Here is a 17,333-nt window from a genome sequence, read left to right on the forward strand (position 1 = left end):
TGAGGCGAAAACGCGCGTACCGCCATCCGACGCAGGCGTCGGTGCGGGCGCCTCGGCCTTCACCAGCGTCTCGGCCTTGGCGGCCGGAGCTTCCGCCTTGGCGGCGGCCGGTTCCTTCTCCGCTTCCTTCGGTGCGGATCCGGTCTTCGGCGCGGAACCGGCAGCAGCGCCGCCATTCGCCGCGGCCTTGGCCGCCTCGCTCACATCCTCGCCTTCGCCGGCGAGCACGGCGATCAGCGCGTTGACCTTCACGCCCTCCGTTCCGGCCGGCACGACGATCTTGGCCACGGTGCCCTCGTCCACCGCCTCGACCTCCATGGTCGCCTTGTCCGTCTCGATCTCGGCGATCACGTCGCCGGGCGAAATGCTGTCGCCTTCCTTGACCAGCCACTTGGCGAGGTTGCCCTCCTCCATGGTCGGCGAGAGGGCGGGCATGGTGATTTGGATCGGCATGATGTCCTCCCGCTCAGTTCCGGTAGGTGACGGCTTTCACCGCCTCGACGACTTCGGCCACCTTGGGAAGCGCCAGCTTCTCGAGGTTCGCGGCATAGGGCATCGGCACGTCCTTGCCGGCGACCGTGATGACCGGCGCGTCGAGATGGTCGAAGGCCCGCTGCATCACCTGGCTGGCGATGTGCTCGCCGACGGAGGATTGCGGGAAACCTTCCTCGACCGTCACCAGCCGGTTGGTCTTCTTGACCGAGGCGATCACCGTGTCGAGGTCCATCGGCCGGATGGTCCTCAGGTCGATCACCTCGACGTCGATCCCCTCGCCCGCCAGTTCCTCGGCCGCCTTGACGGCATAGGTCATGCCGATGCCGAACGAGACGATCGTCGCGTCGGAGCCTTCCTTGTGGATGCGCGCCTTGCCGATCGGCAGGACGAAATCGTCGAGCTTCGGCACGTCGAAGGTCTGGCCGTAGAGGATCTCGTTCTCGAGGAAGATCACCGGGTTCGGATCGCGGATCGCTGCCTTCAGGAGCCCTTTCGCATCGGCCGCCGTATACGGCATCACCACCTTCAGCCCGGGGATATGGCTGTACCAGGCGGCATAGCATTGGGAATGCTGTGCGGCGACGCGGGCGGCCGCGCCGTTCGGCCCGCGGAAGACGATCGGCGCGCCCATCTGGCCGCCGGCCATGTAGAGCGTCTTGGCCGCCGAGTTGACGATCTGGTCGATCGCCTGCATGGCGAAGTTGAAGGTCATGAACTCGACGATGGGTTTCAGGCCGGCAAAGGCGGCGCCCACGCCGACACCGGCAAAGCCGTGCTCGGTGATCGGCGTGTCGACCACCCGCTTGTCGCCGAACTCCTGCAGAAGCCCCTGCGTCACCTTGTAGGCACCCTGATATTCGGCGACTTCCTCGCCCATCACGAAGACGCGCTCGTCGGCCCGCATCTCCTCGGCCATGGCATCACGCAGCGCCTCGCGCACCGTGGTCGGCACCATCTCGGTGCCGGCGGGAATGTCCGGATCGGCCGGAACCGGCTGGGATTCGGCCTTCGGCGCCGCGGCGGGTTTGGGCGTCGCCTCCACCTGCTGCGCGGCGGGCTCCTCGGCCGGCGGCTGCGACCGGGCCGGCGGGGCGGAAGCAGGCGCCTTGTCGAGATCGGCGGCCGTCTCGCCGTCGGCAAGAAGCACGGCGATGGGCGTGTTGACCTTCACCCCTTCCGTGCCTTCCGAAATCAGGATCTTGCCGATCTTTCCTTCATCGATGGCTTCCACTTCCATGGTCGCCTTATCCGTCTCGATCTCGGCGATCACGTCGCCCGGGGCGACGGTGTCGCCTTCCTTCTTCAGCCATTTGGCCAGATTGCCCTCTTCCATGGTCGGCGAGAGCGCGGGCATGAGAATTTCTGTCGGCATGTCGGCACCCCCTCAGAGCAGAATATCGGTGTAGAGTTCGGAGACGTCGGGCTCCGGATCCGCCTGTGCGAAATCCGCGGAATCGCCGACGACGTCGCGCACCTCCTTGTCGATCGCCTTCAGCGCCTCCTCGTCGGCCCACTTCTTGGCCAGAAGCCGCTGCTTGACCTGTTCGATGGGGTCGTGCTCGGAGCGCATCTTCTGCACTTCGTCCTTCGAGCGGTACTTGGCCGGGTCCGACATGGAGTGGCCGCGATACCGGTAGGTCTGCATCTCCAGGATGATCGGGCCCTTGCCGGAGCGGCACCACTCGACCGCCAGGTCGCCCGCCGCCTTCACCGCGCGCACATCCATGCCGTCGACCTGCAGGCCGGGAATCCGGAAGGACAGGCCGCGATGCGAGAAATCCGTCTCGGCCGAAGAGCGGGCCACGGCCGTCCCCATCGCATAGCGGTTGTTCTCGATGATGTAGATCACCGGCAGCTTCCACAGCGAGGCCATGTTGAAGCTCTCGTAGACCTGGCCCTGGTTGGCCGCGCCGTCGCCGAAATAGGTGAGCGAAACGCTGTCGTTGCCGCGGTAGCGGTTGGCGAAGGCAAGGCCGGTGCCGAGCGACACCTGTGCGCCGACGATGCCGTGGCCGCCATAAAAATGCTTCTCCTTGGAGAACATGTGCATGGAGCCGCCCTTGCCCTTGGAATAGCCGCTCCGGCGCCCGGTCAGCTCCGCCATCACGCCGCGCGCCTCCATGCCAGCCGCCAGCATGTGGCCGTGGTCGCGATAGCCGGTGATGACCTGATCGCCCTCCTTCAGGGCCATCTGCATGCCGACGACCACCGCTTCCTGGCCGATATAGAGGTGGCAGAAGCCGCCGATGAGACCCATGCCGTAGAGCTGGCCGGCCTTTTCCTCGAAACGGCGGATGAGCAGCATCTCGCGATAGGCCGCGAGCTCCTGGTCCTTGTCGAAATTCTCCGGTGGCGGGGTCCTGGGCGCCTGGGCGGCACCTCCCGCCGGCGTCTTTTTCGCCGGCCGTGACTTGGTCGCAGTTGTCTTGCTTGCGGCGCGCGCCATGCCTCAACTCCCTAGCTGACATGTCGGGGAAATTGTGTAACGGCAACGCCCGGCACGAGTTGCACCGGTCCCTCCCGTTACCTCCCACTTATGGAACAGAAAGCTAGCACGTGCGGCGGTGTTCGGCCATCCAAAATACGCATAGCTGCCATGCAGCTAAATTGCTGTTATTTATTGATTTCTATACGATTAACCGAATTCCGGTTAATTCAGCCCGGATCGTCGAGGAAGATGACCACCTCGTTTTCTCTGGCGACATTCAGCGCCCGCCGAGCCTGCTCGTCGAGCATGTCCTTCTCCAGCGAGCCGTCCCTCAGCAGCGCAATCCGCCCCTCGAGCTTGCTGCGTGCGGCGACGAGTGCGTCCAGCCGAGACTGCGCCTCGGCGATGCGCGCGTCAAGCTGGTAACTGGAATAGATGCCGTATTCGCCGTGATAGGCATGAAAGCCGAAATAGGCGAGAAACAGACCGGTGATGACCGGGATAATGAGGCGGCCGGTGTTGCGGCGTTTGTGATGACGTGTCCACATGCGGAAAAACCCTTCTCCCGCATGTGCACATATCTTGCTTAATGGACCGTTAGTCCGGTCCGCCGGCGCACGAATTTATCCGCGCAGGATGCCTTTGCCGGCAAAGCGCGCCTGCAGGCCGAGCTCTTCCTCGATGCGGATGAGCTGGTTGTATTTTGCGGTCCGGTCGGAGCGCGCCAGGGAGCCGGTCTTGATCTGCCCGCAATTGGTGGCGACGGCGAGGTCGGCGATGGTGGCGTCTTCGGTCTCGCCCGAGCGGTGCGACATCACCGCCGTGTAGCCGGCCTTGTGCGCCGTCTCGACCGCGTCGAGCGTCTCCGTCAGCGTGCCGATCTGGTTGACCTTGACGAGGATGGAGTTGCCGATCCCCATCTTGATGCCGTCCTTGAGACGTGCCGAGTTGGTCACGAACAGGTCGTCGCCGACGAGTTGCGCCTTGGCGCCCACGAGGTCAGTCAGGATCTTCCAGCCGTCGAAATCGTCCTCGGCCATGCCGTCCTCGATCGAGATGATCGGATAATTGCCGACGAGCTTGGCGAGATATTCCGCCTGTGCCTTGCCGTCGCGGGTCGTCCCCTCGCCGTCATAGACGTATTTGCCGTCCTTGAAGAATTCCGTCGCCGCGCAGTCGAGCGCGATCGCCACGTCTTCGCCGGGCTTGTAGCCGGCCTTCTCGATCGAGGCGACGACGAAGTCGAGCGCCGCCTCGGCGCTCTTCAGGTTCGGCGCGAAGCCGCCCTCGTCGCCCACATTGGTGTTGTGGCCGGCAGCCTTCAGACCGGCTTTCAGCGTATGGAAGATCTCCGAGCCCCAGCGCACCGCCTCGCGCAGGCTCGGCGCGCCGACCGGCATCACCATGAACTCCTGGAAATCGATCGGATTGTCGGCATGCGCGCCGCCATTGACGATGTTCATCATCGGCACCGGCAACACATGCGCGGCGGCGCCCCCGACATAGCGGTAGAGCGGCAGGCCGGCCGCCTCCGCCGCCGCCTTGGCGACGGCAAGCGACACGCCAAGGATGGCGTTGGCGCCGAGCCGGCTCTTGTTCGGCGTACCGTCGAGATCGATCATCGCCCGGTCGATCTGGATCTGGTTCTCCGCATCCAGGCCGCTCAGCGCCTCGAAAATCTCGCCGTTGACGGCATCGACCGCCTGCTCGACCCCCTTGCCCAGATAGCGCGGGCCGCCGTCGCGCAGCTCCACCGCCTCGTGAGCGCCGGTCGAGGCGCCCGACGGGACGGCGGCCCGCCCCATGGAACCGTCTTCCAGAACCACATCGACCTCGACGGTAGGATTGCCGCGGCTGTCGAGAATTTCACGTCCGACGATGTCGATGATGGCAGTCATTTTGAGCTCTTTCTCATCTGGTGTTGGGCTGGAGGAATTGTCAGCGCCTGTCTTAGCGAAAGCGTCGGAAAAGACAATGACGAGGGACGGGCGCGGCCGCTCCCGCGCTATCGCCCCTTCGCCACCCGGTCGAACGCCATCAGGCGATCGAGCAGGGCCGGCAGATCCTTCAGCGGCACCATGTTGGGGCCGTCGGAGGGGGCATTGTCGGGATCCTCGTGGGTCTCGATGAAGACGCCGGCGACACCGACGGCGACGGCGGCGCGCGCCAGCGTCTCGACGAAGCGCCGCTCGCCGCCGGTCGAGCCGCCTTGGCCGCCCGGCTGCTGCACCGAATGCGTGGCGTCGAAGATCACCGGCGCGCCCATCTCGGCCATCTGCGGCAGGGCGCGCATGTCGGAAACCAGCGTGTTGTAGCCGAAAGTGGTGCCGCGCTCGGTGACGAGCACGTTGGGATTGCCCGAATCCGTCACCTTGGCGATGACGTTCGCCATGTCCCATGGCGCCAGGAACTGGCCCTTCTTGACGTTCACCGCCTTGCCGGTCGCCGCGGCGGCGATGAGCAGGTCCGTCTGTCGGCAGAGAAAGGCGGGAATCTGCAGGACGTCCACCACATCGGCCACGATGCGGCACTGCTCCTGCGTGTGCACGTCGGTGAGGACCGGCACGCCGAGCTCCCGGCGCAGATCGGCGAAGATCGGCAGCGCGGCGTCGAGCCCGGCCCCGCGCCGGCCGGAGAGCGAAGTCCTGTTCGCCTTGTCGAAGCTGGTCTTGTAGACGAAGCCGATGCCGAGCTTCCGGGTCAGCTCCTTCAGCGCGCCGGCCATGTCGAAGGCGTGCTGGCGCGATTCGAGCTGGCACGGGCCGGCGATCAGCGCCAGCGGCGCCTCATTGGCGAACACGGCGTGACCGATCGTGACGCGCGGGTTGGGTTTCATGGAAACGACTCCTCGAAGATGAAGGTTGCCCCCTGCCCCTCGGCGGGCGGCACGCCGATGCGGCCGGCATGTTCGGCGAACAGAACATCGCCCGCACTTAAAAGCGTCCTGAGCGTGGCAAGCGCCGGAACCTGGAACAGGATGCCCGCCAGATCGAGCCCGCCGCCATGCGCTGATTGCCTGGCGGCGATGGCCTCGTCGAACCCTGCCGGCGTCATTACCGACAGGCCGGCGTTGGAAAGCCGCAGGTCGATGCCGCCGGCGGCGGTGGCGGTGGGCCGGCTGCCGCTGAAACCGGCAAAAAAGTCGCGATAGGCATCCGGCGTCGGCGCCACGGCGAGGATGCGGGCGATGCCCTTCACTCCGTTGGCATGCCGCTCAAAGCCGGAGCGGCCGCCCTTCGGGCTGTTGACGCGCTGGCAGGTGAAGAAGAAGCGTTCTTCCCGTTCACCCGGCGCCGCGAAAGCGAGCTTGAAGGAGGCGACGGCCTCACGGCCGGCCGCATCGGTGAACGGCCTCGAGAACGACAGCGGCGCGCCCGCCGAGATGCCGGCGGCGACGAAGGCGGCGTGATCGGCCGCCGCATCGCCGCTTCCCAGCACCAGCGCCGAAAATCCTTCTTCGCCGAGGGCCGAGCGGAACAGAGCGTCGCGGGCGACGAAAACATTCCCTTCCGCAGCCGCTTCCTTCGCCAGCGCCTCGTCGAGAACCGCGAGGGGCTCGAGATAGGAGCCATCGGCGAAGAAGATGCAGCAATTGCCGGTGCCGAACGGATGGGCGGCATCGGGCGCCACGGTGAAGCCGAGCGCATCGAGCCGCTTCCTGGCCGCCGCCAAGCTGGCGGTCGGCAGAACGCAGTGATCAAGGAAACGCGCCGGTTGCGCCTGGCTGCTCGAAACCATGCGACGCATGTGCCCGATGAGGCGGCGCTTTGCAAGGGCCTCAGCCGTTCTCCCCCTAGAGCGGGATGAGGAAAAGTGTGAAGCGGTTTTCCGCCCGCATCCCGCTCTATTTTTTGGAATCGATCGGGTTTTATGATTTTGGATTGATTCAATCCAAAATCATCGCGATCTAGGGTCAGGATCTACTAATATGACCGCAATGGCGTTCGATAGACCAAGAGATGTAAGGAAAAGCCCGCAGAGCGGGGTCTTTCCCCCGGTCAAGGGCTTTGACGCGGCAGATCGCCGGTCTATCGAGCGTCCTTCGGATCGGCCTGATTTGCACGGGCTACTTTGTCGCAAGACCTTGAAAGACGTGAAGTCTTCCTGCGGTCTTGCTTCGCGTATCCGCACAAATCAGGCCGACCATCGCGGCCATATTAATAGGTCCTGACCCTAGGGCAGGCGGAACTCCACCCACAGCGGATGGTGATCGGAGATGCGGAAGGCGAAGTTCCGCTTCGTCAGGCCGATGTCATTGAGGAGCCGGCCCCAGATCTCGACGATGCCGCCATTCACCAGTTCGAGGCCGATCAGGGCCGCATTGCCTTTCGAGAACCAGGCGATCTGATCGTGATAGCTCGCCTTCTCCGGTTCGGAGGCGCGGGCATAGATGGTGCGCGGGTGGCTTTGCAGGACGAAAGGCACCTCGAGCCCGGTGCCGACGAAGGCCTCGTAGAGCTTGTTGCCGATGCGCTCCAGGTTGAAGTCGCCGAGGGCGATCAGATTGTGATGCCAGCGCCGCTCACGCGCCGCCCAGTCCTGCATCCACCGGGCGATGGCACGCAGCTCCGGCAAGCGCTCGGCATCCTCGTCGCCATAGTCGATGTGCGTGGTCACCAGGATGAAGGTGGTGTCGCGGGTGCGAAACGAGACGGCATAGGGGTTGCGGGCAAACTGCCGCTTGAAACTGTCGGCGTCGAAGCCGAATTCCTCCGCTTCGTCGGGCACCACGAGCTCCCCAGCAAGCCCCGAGAGGGCGACACGCGTCGTGTCGAACAGATAGGCGATGTGCTCGCCATTGCCGCCCCGCCCGGCATTGCGGTCCGTCATCAGGAAGCTCCAGTTGGGCCCGAGCACCTTCATCGCAGAGCGCAGCGCGCGAAAATCCTCGCCCACCTCCTGCACGGCCACCACGTCGAAGCGCGAGATCACCTCGGTTATGGCCCAGAGCGAGCGGTAGTCGCGCTTGGGACTGTCGTCGGAGGAGGCCGGCACCGACCATTTGCGCGTCAGCGACCGGAAATGGGCAATGTTCCAGGTGGCGATGAGGATGTTCCGGTCGATGGCGCGTTTCGGCGGCACCGTCTGGTCGAGATAGTCGGAGAAAGCGCGCATCTCATTGACGACCGCCTGCGGCACCGCACCGTCCTCCGGCAGGTTTGCGGGATCGTCGAACAGAACGTCCAGCGGCGTCGCCAAGGCAGTGTCCCCCGCTCTCGGTTGAACGGGGAAAAGCTATCACACCAGGCGCGACTGCTCCACAGCGGCACCGATGAAGGAGGCGAAGAGCGGGTGCGGGTCGAACGGCTTGCTCTTCAATTCGGGGTGATACTGCACGCCGATGAACCAGGGGTGGTCCGGATATTCGATCGTTTCCGGCAGAACGCCGTCCGGCGACAGGCCGGCAAACACCAGCCCGCAGGCTTCGAGCTTCTGGCGGTAGCCGATGTTGACCTCGTAGCGATGGCGGTGACGCTCGGAAATGTGCTCGCCGCCGTATATCTCGGCGATCTTCGATCCGGCCGTCAGCGTCGCGTCATAGGCGCCGAGCCGCATGGTGCCGCCAAGGTCGCCGGACGCCGTGCGTTTCTCCAGCATGTTGCCCTTCAGCCATTCGGTCATCAGGCCGACCACCGGCTCGCTCGTCGGGCCGAACTCGGTGGACGAGGCTTTCTCGATCCCTGCCAGGGAGCGCGCCGCCTCGATACAGGCCATCTGCATCCCGAAGCAGATGCCGAAATACGGCACCTTGCGCTCGCGGGCGAATTTGGCCGCCAGGATCTTGCCTTCCGCACCGCGCTCGCCGAAGCCGCCGGGCACCAGGATGCCGTGCACCTTTTCGAGCCAGGGCGCCGGATCTTCCTTCTCGAATATCTCCGATTCGATCCATTCGAGCTTGACGCGCACCCGGTTTGCCATGCCGCCATGCGACAGGGCCTCGATGAGCGATTTGTAGGCATCCTTCAGGCCGGTGTATTTGCCGACCACGGCGATCGTCACCTCCCCCTCGGGATTGTGAATGCGGTCGCAGACCTCCTGCCAGCGTTCCATGCGCGGCTTCGGCGCCGGGTCGATGCCAAAGGCCGCGAGAACCTCCGAATCGAGTCCTTCACGATGATAGGCCGTCGGCACGTCGTAGATATGCGCCACGTCGAGGGCCTGGATGACGGCCGATTCGCGCACGTTGCAGAACAGCGAAAGCTTGCGCCGCTCCTCGGACGGAATCTGGCGGTCGGCCCGCACCAGCAGGATGTCGGGGGCGATGCCGATGGAGCGCAGTTCCTTGACCGAATGCTGTGTCGGCTTGGTCTTGAGCTCGCCGGCTGCCGGGATCCACGGCATCAGCGTCAGATGCACATAGACCGCGTTGCCGCGCGGCAGCTCGTTGCCGAGCTGGCGGATCGCCTCCAGGAACGGCATGGCTTCGATGTCGCCCACCGTGCCGCCGATCTCGCATAACACGAAGTCGTAGTCCTCGTTGCCCTCGAGGACGAACTGCTTGATCTCGTCGGTGACGTGCGGGATCACCTGCACCGTGGCGCCGAGATAGTCGCCGCGCCGCTCCTTCTCGATGATGTTCTGATAGATGCGGCCGGTGGTGATGTTGTCCTGCTTGTTGGCCGAACGCCCCGTGAAGCGCTCGTAGTGGCCAAGATCCAGGTCCGTCTCCGCCCCGTCGTCGGTGACGAACACCTCGCCGTGCTGATAGGGCGACATCGTGCCCGGATCGACGTTGAGGTAAGGATCGAGCTTACGGATGCGGACGCGGTACCCACGAGCCTGGAGCAGCGCGCCGAGGGCCGCTGCCGCAATGCCTTTTCCGAGGGAAGAAACCACGCCGCCGGTTATGAATACATATCGCGCCATGGGACTCATCGCTTACCCGGACACAGGCGATTCCGCCAGCAAAAAATGACGAGCCGCAAATCTTTTTGCGCCTCGCGGTGAAGGAAAGTTTCGCGCACGCCCGCCGAGGCCGCGCCATAGCGCGACCCTGCCGCTGCGCGAAATGGAGATTACTGGCCTGTCGGCACCTGGTCTTCGGCGTTGCCCTCGCCGGCCGGCGCCGTCTCGTCGGTCGGTGCCGTCGTGGAGCGGCCGCTGCCACCAAGCTGGTCGAGAACGCCGCCCGCGCCTTCGGTCTGCTGGCTGCCCGCCGGGATGCGGTCGAGAATGTCGGTCGGGCTCGCCCCGTAGCGGGCGATCAGCGAGAGCGCCAGCGAGGTGGCGAAGAAGGCGGCTGCCAGGATGGCCGTGGTGCGGGTCAGCGCATTTGCGGCGCCGCGCGCCGACATGAAACCGGAACCGCCGCCGATGCCGAGCCCGCCCCCTTCGGAGCGCTGCATGAGGACCACGCCGACCAGCGCGACCACGACGATCAGGTGAATGACGATGATGACGGTCTGCATGTTACCTTCCGGCTTTCCGGCTCAAAGCGCCCGCTCGGTTGCGGACGCGGCTCATTACACGGCTTTCGCCATTTTTCCAAGAGCGGCGCCGGGCTCCTGTGGGACGAAACGTGCGTTTCGCTCCGGAAGTCGGCCACCTTGTCGACGGGCTTTCTTTCGCCGCTTCATCACGACCGAAGCAAATTCCGGCCGCGCGAGGCGATTTGCCCCACACATAGGCCCTGGAAGCGCGAGCGCAAGCCTTTTCTTGGCACGAACCGTCCGTCAGGCGCGGCAAGCGGCGGCAATGCCCAGGAAATCGACCGCCTTCAAGCTGGCGCCGCCGACGAGGGCGCCGTCCACGTGCTCGATGTTCATGAGTTCGGCCGCGTTCGACGGCTTCACCGAGCCGCCATAAAGAAGGCGCATCGCCCCGGCCTCAGTCCCCAGCAGCAAGGAGAGCTCGCCGCGAATATGCGCATGCGCCTCCGCGACGTCCGCTGCGGTCGGCGTCCGGCCCGTTCCGATGGCCCAGACCGGCTCGTAGGCGATGACTGTGTTGGCCGCCACGGCGGTCTGCGGCACCGATCCGGCGATCTGCCGTGACAGGACGGCAAGCGTCTGGCCGCTCTCGCGCTCCGCCCTGGTCTCGCCGATGCAGATGACCGCGGTCAGTCCGGCGCGCCAGGCCGCCTGCGCCTTTGCGGCGACCACCGTGTCCGTCTCCGCATGGTCGGTTCGCCGCTCCGAATGCCCGACGATGACATGGCTGGCGCCGGCATCGGCCAGCATCTCGGCGGAAATGTCGCCCGTATGGGCGCCCGCCGCAGCCGCATGGCAATCCTGCCCGCCGAGCGCAACGGCGCTGCCGGCAACGGCATCGACCGCCCTGGAGATCAGCGTCGCCGGAAGGCAGATCAGCGCCTCTGCGTCGCCATACGGGCCGGCCGCGATGGCTTCGAGTTCACCGAGCGAGGCGCTAGTGCCGTTCATTTTCCAGTTGCCGGCGATAAGGGGGCGGATACCGGGCGTCATGCGGCTTCATCCTTGTTCTCGTTGAAATCGCCCCTTCCCTATCAAAAACCCGACGCAAAGCAATCCGCACGGGGCGGTCGCCGGGCCAATCGACAGTCCGCTATCGACACCCGGCTTCAGGAACGCTATTGCGCTGTGTGGGCGTACAGCCCCGCAGAACAAGCAGGGAATTCCGGAACCGACATGCTCGACAGTCTCAGAAACGCCGCCTCCACATGGATCGCCAAGCTTCTTCTCGGCTTGCTCGTCGTCAGCTTCGCCGTTTGGGGCATTTCCGGACAGCTCCTCAACGACCCCTCGCGCAACGTGCTGACGGTCGGCGATGCGTCCGTATCGATGCTCGACTTCCGCCTTGCCTACGACCGGCAGATCAATGCCCTGTCGCAGCGGCTCGGCACGCGCGTGACGCGCGAGCAGGCCGTCGCCTTCGGGCTCGACGAGCAGGTCTTGCAGCAATTGGCCGCGGGCGTCCTGCTCGACGAGGAAGCGCGCAGGCTCGGTCTCGGCGTGTCGAGCGACAAGCTCGCCCAGTTGACCGCCGAGGACCCGGCCTTCCGCGGCGCCGACGGCCGCTTCGACCGTCAGCAATTCGATTTCGTGCTGCGCCAGATCGGCATGCGCCCGGCGGACTATCTCAAGAATCGCGAACAGGTGGCCGTCCGCCAGCAGATTGTCGAAGCCGCCACCGACGGCATCGCCGTGCCCGACGAGATGCTCAAGAACATCGCGCTCTATCGCGGCGAGGACCGGACGGTCGAATATGTGCTGGTCCCGCGCTCCGTGGTGGAGCCGATCGAGGCTCCACAGGATGCCGTGCTGCAGGCCTGGTTCGACGAGCGCAAGGCGGATTACGCGGCGCCCGAATACCGCAAGTTCAGCTATGTGAAGCTCGAGCCGTCGGACATCGCCGACCGCGAAGCGGTTTCCGACGAACAGGTGCGCAAGGCGTATCAGGCCTCTATCAACCAGTACACGACGCCCGAGAGGCGCACGATCGAACAGATCGTCTTCGCGAACAGGCAGGCTGCCGAGGGCGCGCTGAAGGATCTTCTCGATGGCAAGGCCTTTGCCGACGTGGCGACCGCCGCAGGCAAGACCTCGCAGGACACGGCGCTCGGCACGCTGGCCAAGGCCGACATACCGGACAACGCCGTCGCCGAGGCCGCTTTCGCGCTCGAGGAAGGCCAGTTCAGCGAAGTGATCGACGGTATGTTCGGTCCGGTCATCGTCCATGTTTCTGCGATTGAGCCCGAGGACGTGCGGCCGCTGGGCGAGGTCGAGAGCGACATCCGCAACGACCTTGCGCTCGAGGAAGCCGCCCGCGTGCTGCTCGACGTGCACGATTCCTACGAGGATGCCCGCGCCGGCGGAGCGACCATGGCGGAGGCGGCCGAGCGCCTGAAGCTGACCGTGCGCACCATTGATGCGGTCGACCGCAATGCGAAGCGTCCCGACGGGTCCACCGTCGGCGACCTGCCGCAATCGTCCGACCTCTTGCGCGAGGTGTTCGAGACCGACAAGGGCGTCGAGAACGCCCCCCTGCCCATGGGCGGCAACGGTTTCGTTTTCTACGAGGTCGAGGAGGTCACGCCGGAGCGGGAGCGCACGCTCGACGAAGTGCGCGAGACGGTGGCCGCCGACTGGATCAAGGCCGAAGGCGCGCAGCGCCTGGCGACCCGGGCGGGCGCGCTGGCAAAGGAGCTGAAGGAGGGCAAGACGCTCGACGCGATCGCTGAAGAGCTCGACCAGAAGAAGCAGATCAAGCGCGGGCTGAAGCGCACCGCCAATGATGCCGATCTCGGCCAGTCGGGCGTGGCCACCGTCTTCTCCGTGCCGCGCGACGGCACCGGCGTCTTTGCCAATCCGACCGGTGATGGCCAGTATCTCTTCAAGGTCACCGAGGTCTTCGAGCCGGCGAGCGTCGGCCCCGAAAGCCTGCCCGAAAACGAGCGGACGACGCTCCGCACGGCGCTTTCGGACGATCTGCTCGACCAGATGGTGGCGCGCCTGCAGGGCAAGTACCCGGTGACGGTGAACCGGGCCGCCATGCAGGAAGCCCTCAGCTTCTGAGTCTGTGCCATGAGCGATTTCAAGTCCTATCTCGCCAAGGTCGCATCGGGAGCCTCCCTCAGCTTCGACGAAGCGCACGAGGCCTTCGGCGTGGTCATGTCGGGTGATGCCACGCCGAGCCAGATCGGCGGGTTCTTGATGGCCTTGCGCGTGCGGGGCGAAACCGTCGAGGAGATCTGCGGCGCGGTCGCCACCATGCGCGAGAAGATGCTGCCGGTGGCCGCTCCCGAGGATGCGGTGGACATCGTCGGCACGGGTGGCGACGCGTCCGGCTCTTACAACGTGTCGACCTGCGCCGCCTTCATCGTGGCGGGCGCCGGCGTGCCGGTCGCCAAGCATGGCAACAGGGCCTTGTCCTCGCGCTCCGGTGCCGCCGACACGCTGGCGGCGCTCGGCATCAACATCGAACTCGGGCCGCAGCAGATTTCCGCCTGCATCGCCGAGGCCGGCGTGGGCTTCATGTTCGCGCCCGCCCATCACTCGGCCATGCGCCATGTCGGCCCTTCGCGGGTCGAGCTCGGCACACGCACCATCTTCAACCTGCTGGGGCCGCTGTCCAACCCTGCCGGCGTGCGCCGTCAGCTCGTCGGCGTGTTCTCGCCCGAATGGGTGGAACCCCTTGCCAAGGTGCTGCAGGAGCTCGGGGCCGAATGCGTCTGGGTCGTGCATGGCGCTGGCCTCGACGAGATGACCACGGCGGGCACGACGCAGGTCGCCGCCCTCGAGGAGGGCCAGATCCGTCATTTCGAGATCACGCCGGAAGATGTCGGCCTGAAACGCGTTTCCATGGCCGAATTGAAGGGCGGCGATGCCGCTCACAACGCGGCCGCGTTGCGGGCGGTTCTGAAGGGTGAGAAGAACGCTTATAGAGACATAGCAATTTTAAACGCCGGCGCCGCTCTTGTGGTCGCGGGCCGGGCAAAAACTTTGAAAGATGGCATCAAGCTCGCGGCCGAATCCGTCGACCGAGGTCAGGCGGAAAGGGCACTTGAGCGACTGATAGATATTTCCAACCAAAGGCATTTTGAAGATGACTGATATTTTGCGGAAGATTGAAGCTTACAAGCGCAAGGAAATCGAAGCGGCAAAGGCAGCTTTGCCGATCGCCGCTCTTTCCGTCATGGCGAAGGACGCCGCACCCGCGCGCGGCTTTGCCGATGCCCTCGCGAAAAGAAAGGCTGCCGGCCGCTTCGCGCTGATCGCCGAGATCAAGAAGGCCAGTCCCTCGCGCGGGCTCATCCGCGCCGACTTCCATCCGGCAGAGCTTGCGGCAGCCTACGAGGCAGGTGGTGCGACTTGCCTTTCCGTGCTCACCGATGCTCCCTCTTTCCAGGGTGCCCCAGAATTCCTGGGCATGGCGCGGGAGGCCTGCACGCTACCGCTTCTGCGCAAGGACTTTCTGTTCGAGCCCTATCAGGTGTTCGAGGCGCGCGCCTGGGGCGCCGACGCGATCCTGATCATCATGGCCTGCGTGTCGGATGCCGAGGCAAGGGCACTCGAAGACACTGCCGTCGATCTCGGCATGGACGTTCTCGTTGAGGTGCATGACGAGGAGGAACTGGAGCGGGCCCTCGAACTGTCCTCGCGCCTGATCGGCATCAACAACCGGGACCTGCGCACCTTCGAAACCAGGCTCGAGACCAGCGAGCGCCTGGCGCCGCGCGTGCCGGAGGGGCGGATCGTGGTCGGCGAGAGCGGCATCTTCACCAACGAGGACTGCCGCCGGCTGGCCCGCGCCGGCATGATGTCGTTCCTGGTCGGCGAGAGCCTGATGCGCCAGGCCGACGTGACCGCGGCGACCCGCGCCCTGTTGGGTCTCGACGCCTCGCAGACGGCGGTGTGAGCTGATGGGCGGCGCCGAGGGCAAGCTGACGCATCTTTCCGCCACCGGCGAGGCCCGCATGGTCGATGTCGGCGGCAAGGAAGAGACCCGGCGCCGCGCCGTTGCCGAAGGTGCCGTCACCATGCGGCTTGAGACGCTGGAAGCCATCCTGTCGGGCAACGCCAAGAAGGGCGACGTGCTCGCCACGGCGCGCATCGCCGGCATCATGGCTGCAAAGAAGACGCATGAGCTGGTCCCGCTCTGCCATCCGCTCATGCTGTCGAAGATCGCCGTCGACATCGAGCCGGACCGTGCCCTGCCCGGCCTGCGCGTGACCGCCGAGGTGCGGGTCGACGGCCGCACCGGCGTCGAGATGGAGGCGCTGACGGCCGTCTCCGTCGCCTGCCTGACCATCTACGACATGGCCAAGGCCCTGGACAAGGCCATGGTGCTGACCGGCATCCGGCTCGTCGAAAAGACGGGCGGCAAGTCCGGCACCTTTCGCGCCGAAGAGCGTTGAGCATGGCGCTGCTGCCCGTCGACGAAGCGCTGGAGCGCATCCTTGAAGGGGTAAGGCCCCTGCCGGCGGAGATGGTGCCGATCGCCGAGGCCGACGGAAGGGTGCTGGCCCGGCCGCTCGCGGCGACGCGCACCCAGCCGCCCTTCGACGCCTCCGCTATGGACGGCTATGCGGTGCGGGCGGCCGATGTCCGCTCGGTACCGGTGCAGCTCGACCTGATCGGGGAATCGGCCGCCGGCAATCGGTTCGCGGGCGAGCTGGCGCCCGGCCAGGCCGTGCGGATCTTCACCGGTGCGCCGGTTCCGAAGGGCGCCGACACGATCCTCATCCAGGAGAACGCCCGCCCGGCAGCCGGCAACCGTGTCGAGGCCCTGTCGGCCGCCGATAAGGGCCGCCACATCCGCCGGGCCGGCCTCGATTTCCGTGAGGGCGACGCCATCCTGGAGGAAGGCCGGCTGATGACGCCGCCGGCGATCGGCCTCGCCGCCGCCGCCGGCCATGCCGCGGTGCCCGTCAGGACGCTGCCGCTCGTGGCGGTGCTGGCCACCGGCGACGAACTCGTGCTGCCGGGCGAACCGTGCGGCCCCGACCAGATCGTCGCCTCGAACGGCTTCGCCATCGGCGCGCTCGCCAAGGCCGAAGGCGCCCGGATCCTCGATCTCGGCATCGTCGCCGACGACACCGCGGCGATCACCGCCGCCGTGCGGAAGGCAGGAGATGCGGGAGCGCAGGTTCTGGTGACGTTGGGCGGCGCGTCGGTCGGGGCACGCGACCTGGTGCGACAGGCGCTGCTCGATGCCGGCCTGTCGCTCGATTTCTGGAAGATCGCCATGCGGCCCGGCAAGCCGCTGATGTTCGGACGGCTGGACGAGATGCGCGTGCTCGGCCTTCCGGGCAATCCGGTGTCAAGCCTGGTCTGCGCCCATCTGTTCCTGCGTCCGCTCGTGGCCCGCCTCGGCCAGCGCGGCTTCACGCCGGACCTGCGCAGCGCCGTCCTTTCGGCCCCGCTCAGGGAGAACGACGAGCGGCGCGACTACATACGCGCCTCCGTCGCGGCCGGCCCCGACGGCCTGATCGCGACCCCCTTCCCCGTCCAGGACTCCTCCATGCTCACCACGCTGGCGGCAGCCAACGCGCTGATCGTGCGCGAACCGCAAGCTCCCGCGGCAGAAGCCGGCGCGCGCTGCCGGGTGCTGATGCTGGGCTGAGCGTTATCTTCGAGGGCAAGAGAACGGCAGAAACGAGCCCGTGGCTCCGGCGTTGATCATCTGCAGCGACACCAGGTTGGCATAATCCAGCTCCTTCGGCGCCTGCGGGCAGACGGCAAGGCGCATCGTGCATCCCTCCGCGATGAACCGTTCCTGTGTCTCCAGGAACGAGGCACTGAACCCCTCGCGTCCCAGGCGCGCCAGTGCATCTTCCTTGAACGCCTTGAAAAGACGGCATTTCTCCTCTGGCCAACTCAAGGCGCTCCCGGTCGGCGCCGCGTGAACGATGAAGGCGGAAAACGATAGGAACATGGCGAGGCCCGAGGTCCGGCCAATCAGCTTCTTCATGGAAAAGACTTTCTGCAAC

General features: G+C 65.8%; 17 protein-coding genes. 5 read left to right on the forward strand and 12 right to left on the reverse strand.

The genetic code is table 11. From position 1 onward, the window contains the following. The 11 genes from NUU27_RS21760 to tpiA all read right to left on the reverse strand — a co-directional run. Positions 1 to 453: biotin/lipoyl-containing protein (locus NUU27_RS21760; protein ID WP_257764403.1), on the reverse strand; the 453-nt coding region annotated here is incomplete at its 3' end. A gap of 13 nt (positions 454 to 466) precedes the next feature. Further along, entirely contained in the window at positions 467 to 1,867 is a 1,401-nt protein-coding gene (locus tag NUU27_RS21765; protein ID WP_257764404.1) for a pyruvate dehydrogenase complex E1 component subunit beta, read from the reverse strand. 12 nt (positions 1,868 to 1,879) lie between these two features. Further along, complete coding sequence (pdhA, locus tag NUU27_RS21770) at positions 1,880 to 2,941, reverse strand: pyruvate dehydrogenase (acetyl-transferring) E1 component subunit alpha (RefSeq protein WP_257764405.1); 1,062 nt, start codon at positions 2,939 to 2,941, stop codon at positions 1,880 to 1,882. Between the two features lie 209 nt (positions 2,942 to 3,150). Continuing rightward, positions 3,151 to 3,471 (reverse strand): septum formation initiator family protein, encoded by a 321-nt coding sequence (locus tag NUU27_RS21775; protein WP_257764406.1) that lies wholly within the window; start codon positions 3,469 to 3,471, stop codon positions 3,151 to 3,153. Between the two features lie 75 nt (positions 3,472 to 3,546). Next, the gene (gene eno, locus NUU27_RS21780; protein WP_257764407.1) at positions 3,547 to 4,821 is read right to left on the reverse strand and encodes a phosphopyruvate hydratase; all 1,275 of its coding nucleotides are present in this window, start codon (positions 4,819 to 4,821) and stop codon (positions 3,547 to 3,549) included. A 107-nt stretch (positions 4,822 to 4,928) separates the two neighbouring features. Beyond that, positions 4,929 to 5,759 (reverse strand): 3-deoxy-8-phosphooctulonate synthase, encoded by an 831-nt coding sequence (kdsA, locus tag NUU27_RS21785; protein WP_257764408.1) that lies wholly within the window; start codon positions 5,757 to 5,759, stop codon positions 4,929 to 4,931. Beyond that, positions 5,756 to 6,661 (reverse strand): VOC family protein, encoded by a 906-nt coding sequence (locus NUU27_RS21790; RefSeq protein ID WP_257764409.1) that lies wholly within the window; start codon positions 6,659 to 6,661, stop codon positions 5,756 to 5,758. The genes kdsA and NUU27_RS21790 overlap by 4 nt, the downstream gene beginning before the upstream one ends. 435 nt (positions 6,662 to 7,096) lie before the next feature. Beyond that, complete coding sequence (locus tag NUU27_RS21795) at positions 7,097 to 8,122, reverse strand: endonuclease/exonuclease/phosphatase family protein (protein ID WP_257764410.1); 1,026 nt, start codon at positions 8,120 to 8,122, stop codon at positions 7,097 to 7,099. 39 nt (positions 8,123 to 8,161) lie between these two features. Next, entirely contained in the window at positions 8,162 to 9,799 is a 1,638-nt protein-coding gene (locus NUU27_RS21800) for a CTP synthase (RefSeq protein WP_308219990.1), read from the reverse strand. A gap of 140 nt (positions 9,800 to 9,939) precedes the next feature. Then, positions 9,940 to 10,332, reverse strand: coding sequence for a preprotein translocase subunit SecG (secG, locus tag NUU27_RS21805; RefSeq protein ID WP_257764412.1), 393 nt, complete (start codon positions 10,330 to 10,332; stop codon positions 9,940 to 9,942). A 264-nt stretch (positions 10,333 to 10,596) separates the two neighbouring features. Next, positions 10,597 to 11,346 (reverse strand): triose-phosphate isomerase, encoded by a 750-nt coding sequence (tpiA, locus tag NUU27_RS21810; protein WP_257764413.1) that lies wholly within the window; start codon positions 11,344 to 11,346, stop codon positions 10,597 to 10,599. 183 nt (positions 11,347 to 11,529) lie between these two features. Here tpiA and NUU27_RS21815 point away from each other — a divergent pair, with 183 nt between their 5' ends. The 5 genes from NUU27_RS21815 to glp are packed head-to-tail and all read left to right on the forward strand — an operon-like array spanning position 11,530 to position 16,966. Further along, a complete protein-coding gene (locus tag NUU27_RS21815; RefSeq protein WP_257764414.1) occupies positions 11,530 to 13,416 on the forward strand; it encodes a SurA N-terminal domain-containing protein in 1,887 nt (628 codons plus the stop codon). 9 nt (positions 13,417 to 13,425) lie between these two features. Beyond that, positions 13,426 to 14,454, forward strand: coding sequence for an anthranilate phosphoribosyltransferase (gene trpD, locus NUU27_RS21820; RefSeq protein WP_257764415.1), 1,029 nt, complete (start codon positions 13,426 to 13,428; stop codon positions 14,452 to 14,454). Beyond that, entirely contained in the window at positions 14,447 to 15,259 is an 813-nt protein-coding gene (trpC, locus tag NUU27_RS21825) for an indole-3-glycerol phosphate synthase TrpC (protein ID WP_257764416.1), read from the forward strand. The genes trpD and trpC overlap by 8 nt, the downstream gene beginning before the upstream one ends. A 4-nt stretch (positions 15,260 to 15,263) precedes the next feature. Next, complete coding sequence (gene moaC, locus NUU27_RS21830; RefSeq protein WP_257764417.1) at positions 15,264 to 15,758, forward strand: cyclic pyranopterin monophosphate synthase MoaC; 495 nt, start codon at positions 15,264 to 15,266, stop codon at positions 15,756 to 15,758. A 2-nt stretch (positions 15,759 to 15,760) separates the two neighbouring features. Continuing rightward, positions 15,761 to 16,966, forward strand: coding sequence for a gephyrin-like molybdotransferase Glp (gene glp, locus NUU27_RS21835; protein ID WP_257764418.1), 1,206 nt, complete (start codon positions 15,761 to 15,763; stop codon positions 16,964 to 16,966). A gap of 3 nt (positions 16,967 to 16,969) precedes the next feature. On the opposite strand, the gene NUU27_RS21840 is transcribed toward glp, so the two are convergent. Further along, positions 16,970 to 17,333, reverse strand: a 364-nt coding sequence (locus NUU27_RS21840; protein ID WP_257764419.1) for a hypothetical protein, incomplete at its 5' end; no start/stop codon positions are given.

The organism is Nitratireductor sp. ZSWI3 (genome assembly GCF_024655565.1).
Lineage (GTDB): Bacteria > Pseudomonadota > Alphaproteobacteria > Rhizobiales > Rhizobiaceae > Nitratireductor.

What these genes read in the sequence shown, in the direction of transcription:
- NUU27_RS21800 (WP_308219990.1), bottom strand. Translation starts at nt 9,799, where the DNA reads ATGAGTCCCATGGCGCGATATGTATTCATAACCGGCGGCGTGGTTTCT.
- tpiA (WP_257764413.1), bottom strand. Translation starts at nt 11,346, where the DNA reads ATGACGCCCGGTATCCGCCCCCTTATCGCCGGCAACTGGAAAATGAAC.
- NUU27_RS21790 (WP_257764409.1), bottom strand. Translation starts at nt 6,661, where the DNA reads ATGGTTTCGAGCAGCCAGGCGCAACCGGCGCGTTTCCTTGATCACTGC.
- trpC (WP_257764416.1), top strand. Translation starts at nt 14,447, where the DNA reads ATGACTGATATTTTGCGGAAGATTGAAGCTTACAAGCGCAAGGAAATC.
- kdsA (WP_257764408.1), bottom strand. Translation starts at nt 5,759, where the DNA reads ATGAAACCCAACCCGCGCGTCACGATCGGTCACGCCGTGTTCGCCAAT.
- NUU27_RS21815 (WP_257764414.1), top strand. Translation starts at nt 11,530, where the DNA reads ATGCTCGACAGTCTCAGAAACGCCGCCTCCACATGGATCGCCAAGCTT.
- pdhA (WP_257764405.1), bottom strand. Translation starts at nt 2,941, where the DNA reads ATGGCGCGCGCCGCAAGCAAGACAACTGCGACCAAGTCACGGCCGGCG.
- glp (WP_257764418.1), top strand. Translation starts at nt 15,761, where the DNA reads ATGGCGCTGCTGCCCGTCGACGAAGCGCTGGAGCGCATCCTTGAAGGG.
- trpD (WP_257764415.1), top strand. Translation starts at nt 13,426, where the DNA reads ATGAGCGATTTCAAGTCCTATCTCGCCAAGGTCGCATCGGGAGCCTCC.
- NUU27_RS21765 (WP_257764404.1), bottom strand. Translation starts at nt 1,867, where the DNA reads ATGCCGACAGAAATTCTCATGCCCGCGCTCTCGCCGACCATGGAAGAG.
- moaC (WP_257764417.1), top strand. Translation starts at nt 15,264, where the DNA reads ATGGGCGGCGCCGAGGGCAAGCTGACGCATCTTTCCGCCACCGGCGAG.
- NUU27_RS21775 (WP_257764406.1), bottom strand. Translation starts at nt 3,471, where the DNA reads ATGTGGACACGTCATCACAAACGCCGCAACACCGGCCGCCTCATTATC.
- eno (WP_257764407.1), bottom strand. Translation starts at nt 4,821, where the DNA reads ATGACTGCCATCATCGACATCGTCGGACGTGAAATTCTCGACAGCCGC.
- secG (WP_257764412.1), bottom strand. Translation starts at nt 10,332, where the DNA reads ATGCAGACCGTCATCATCGTCATTCACCTGATCGTCGTGGTCGCGCTG.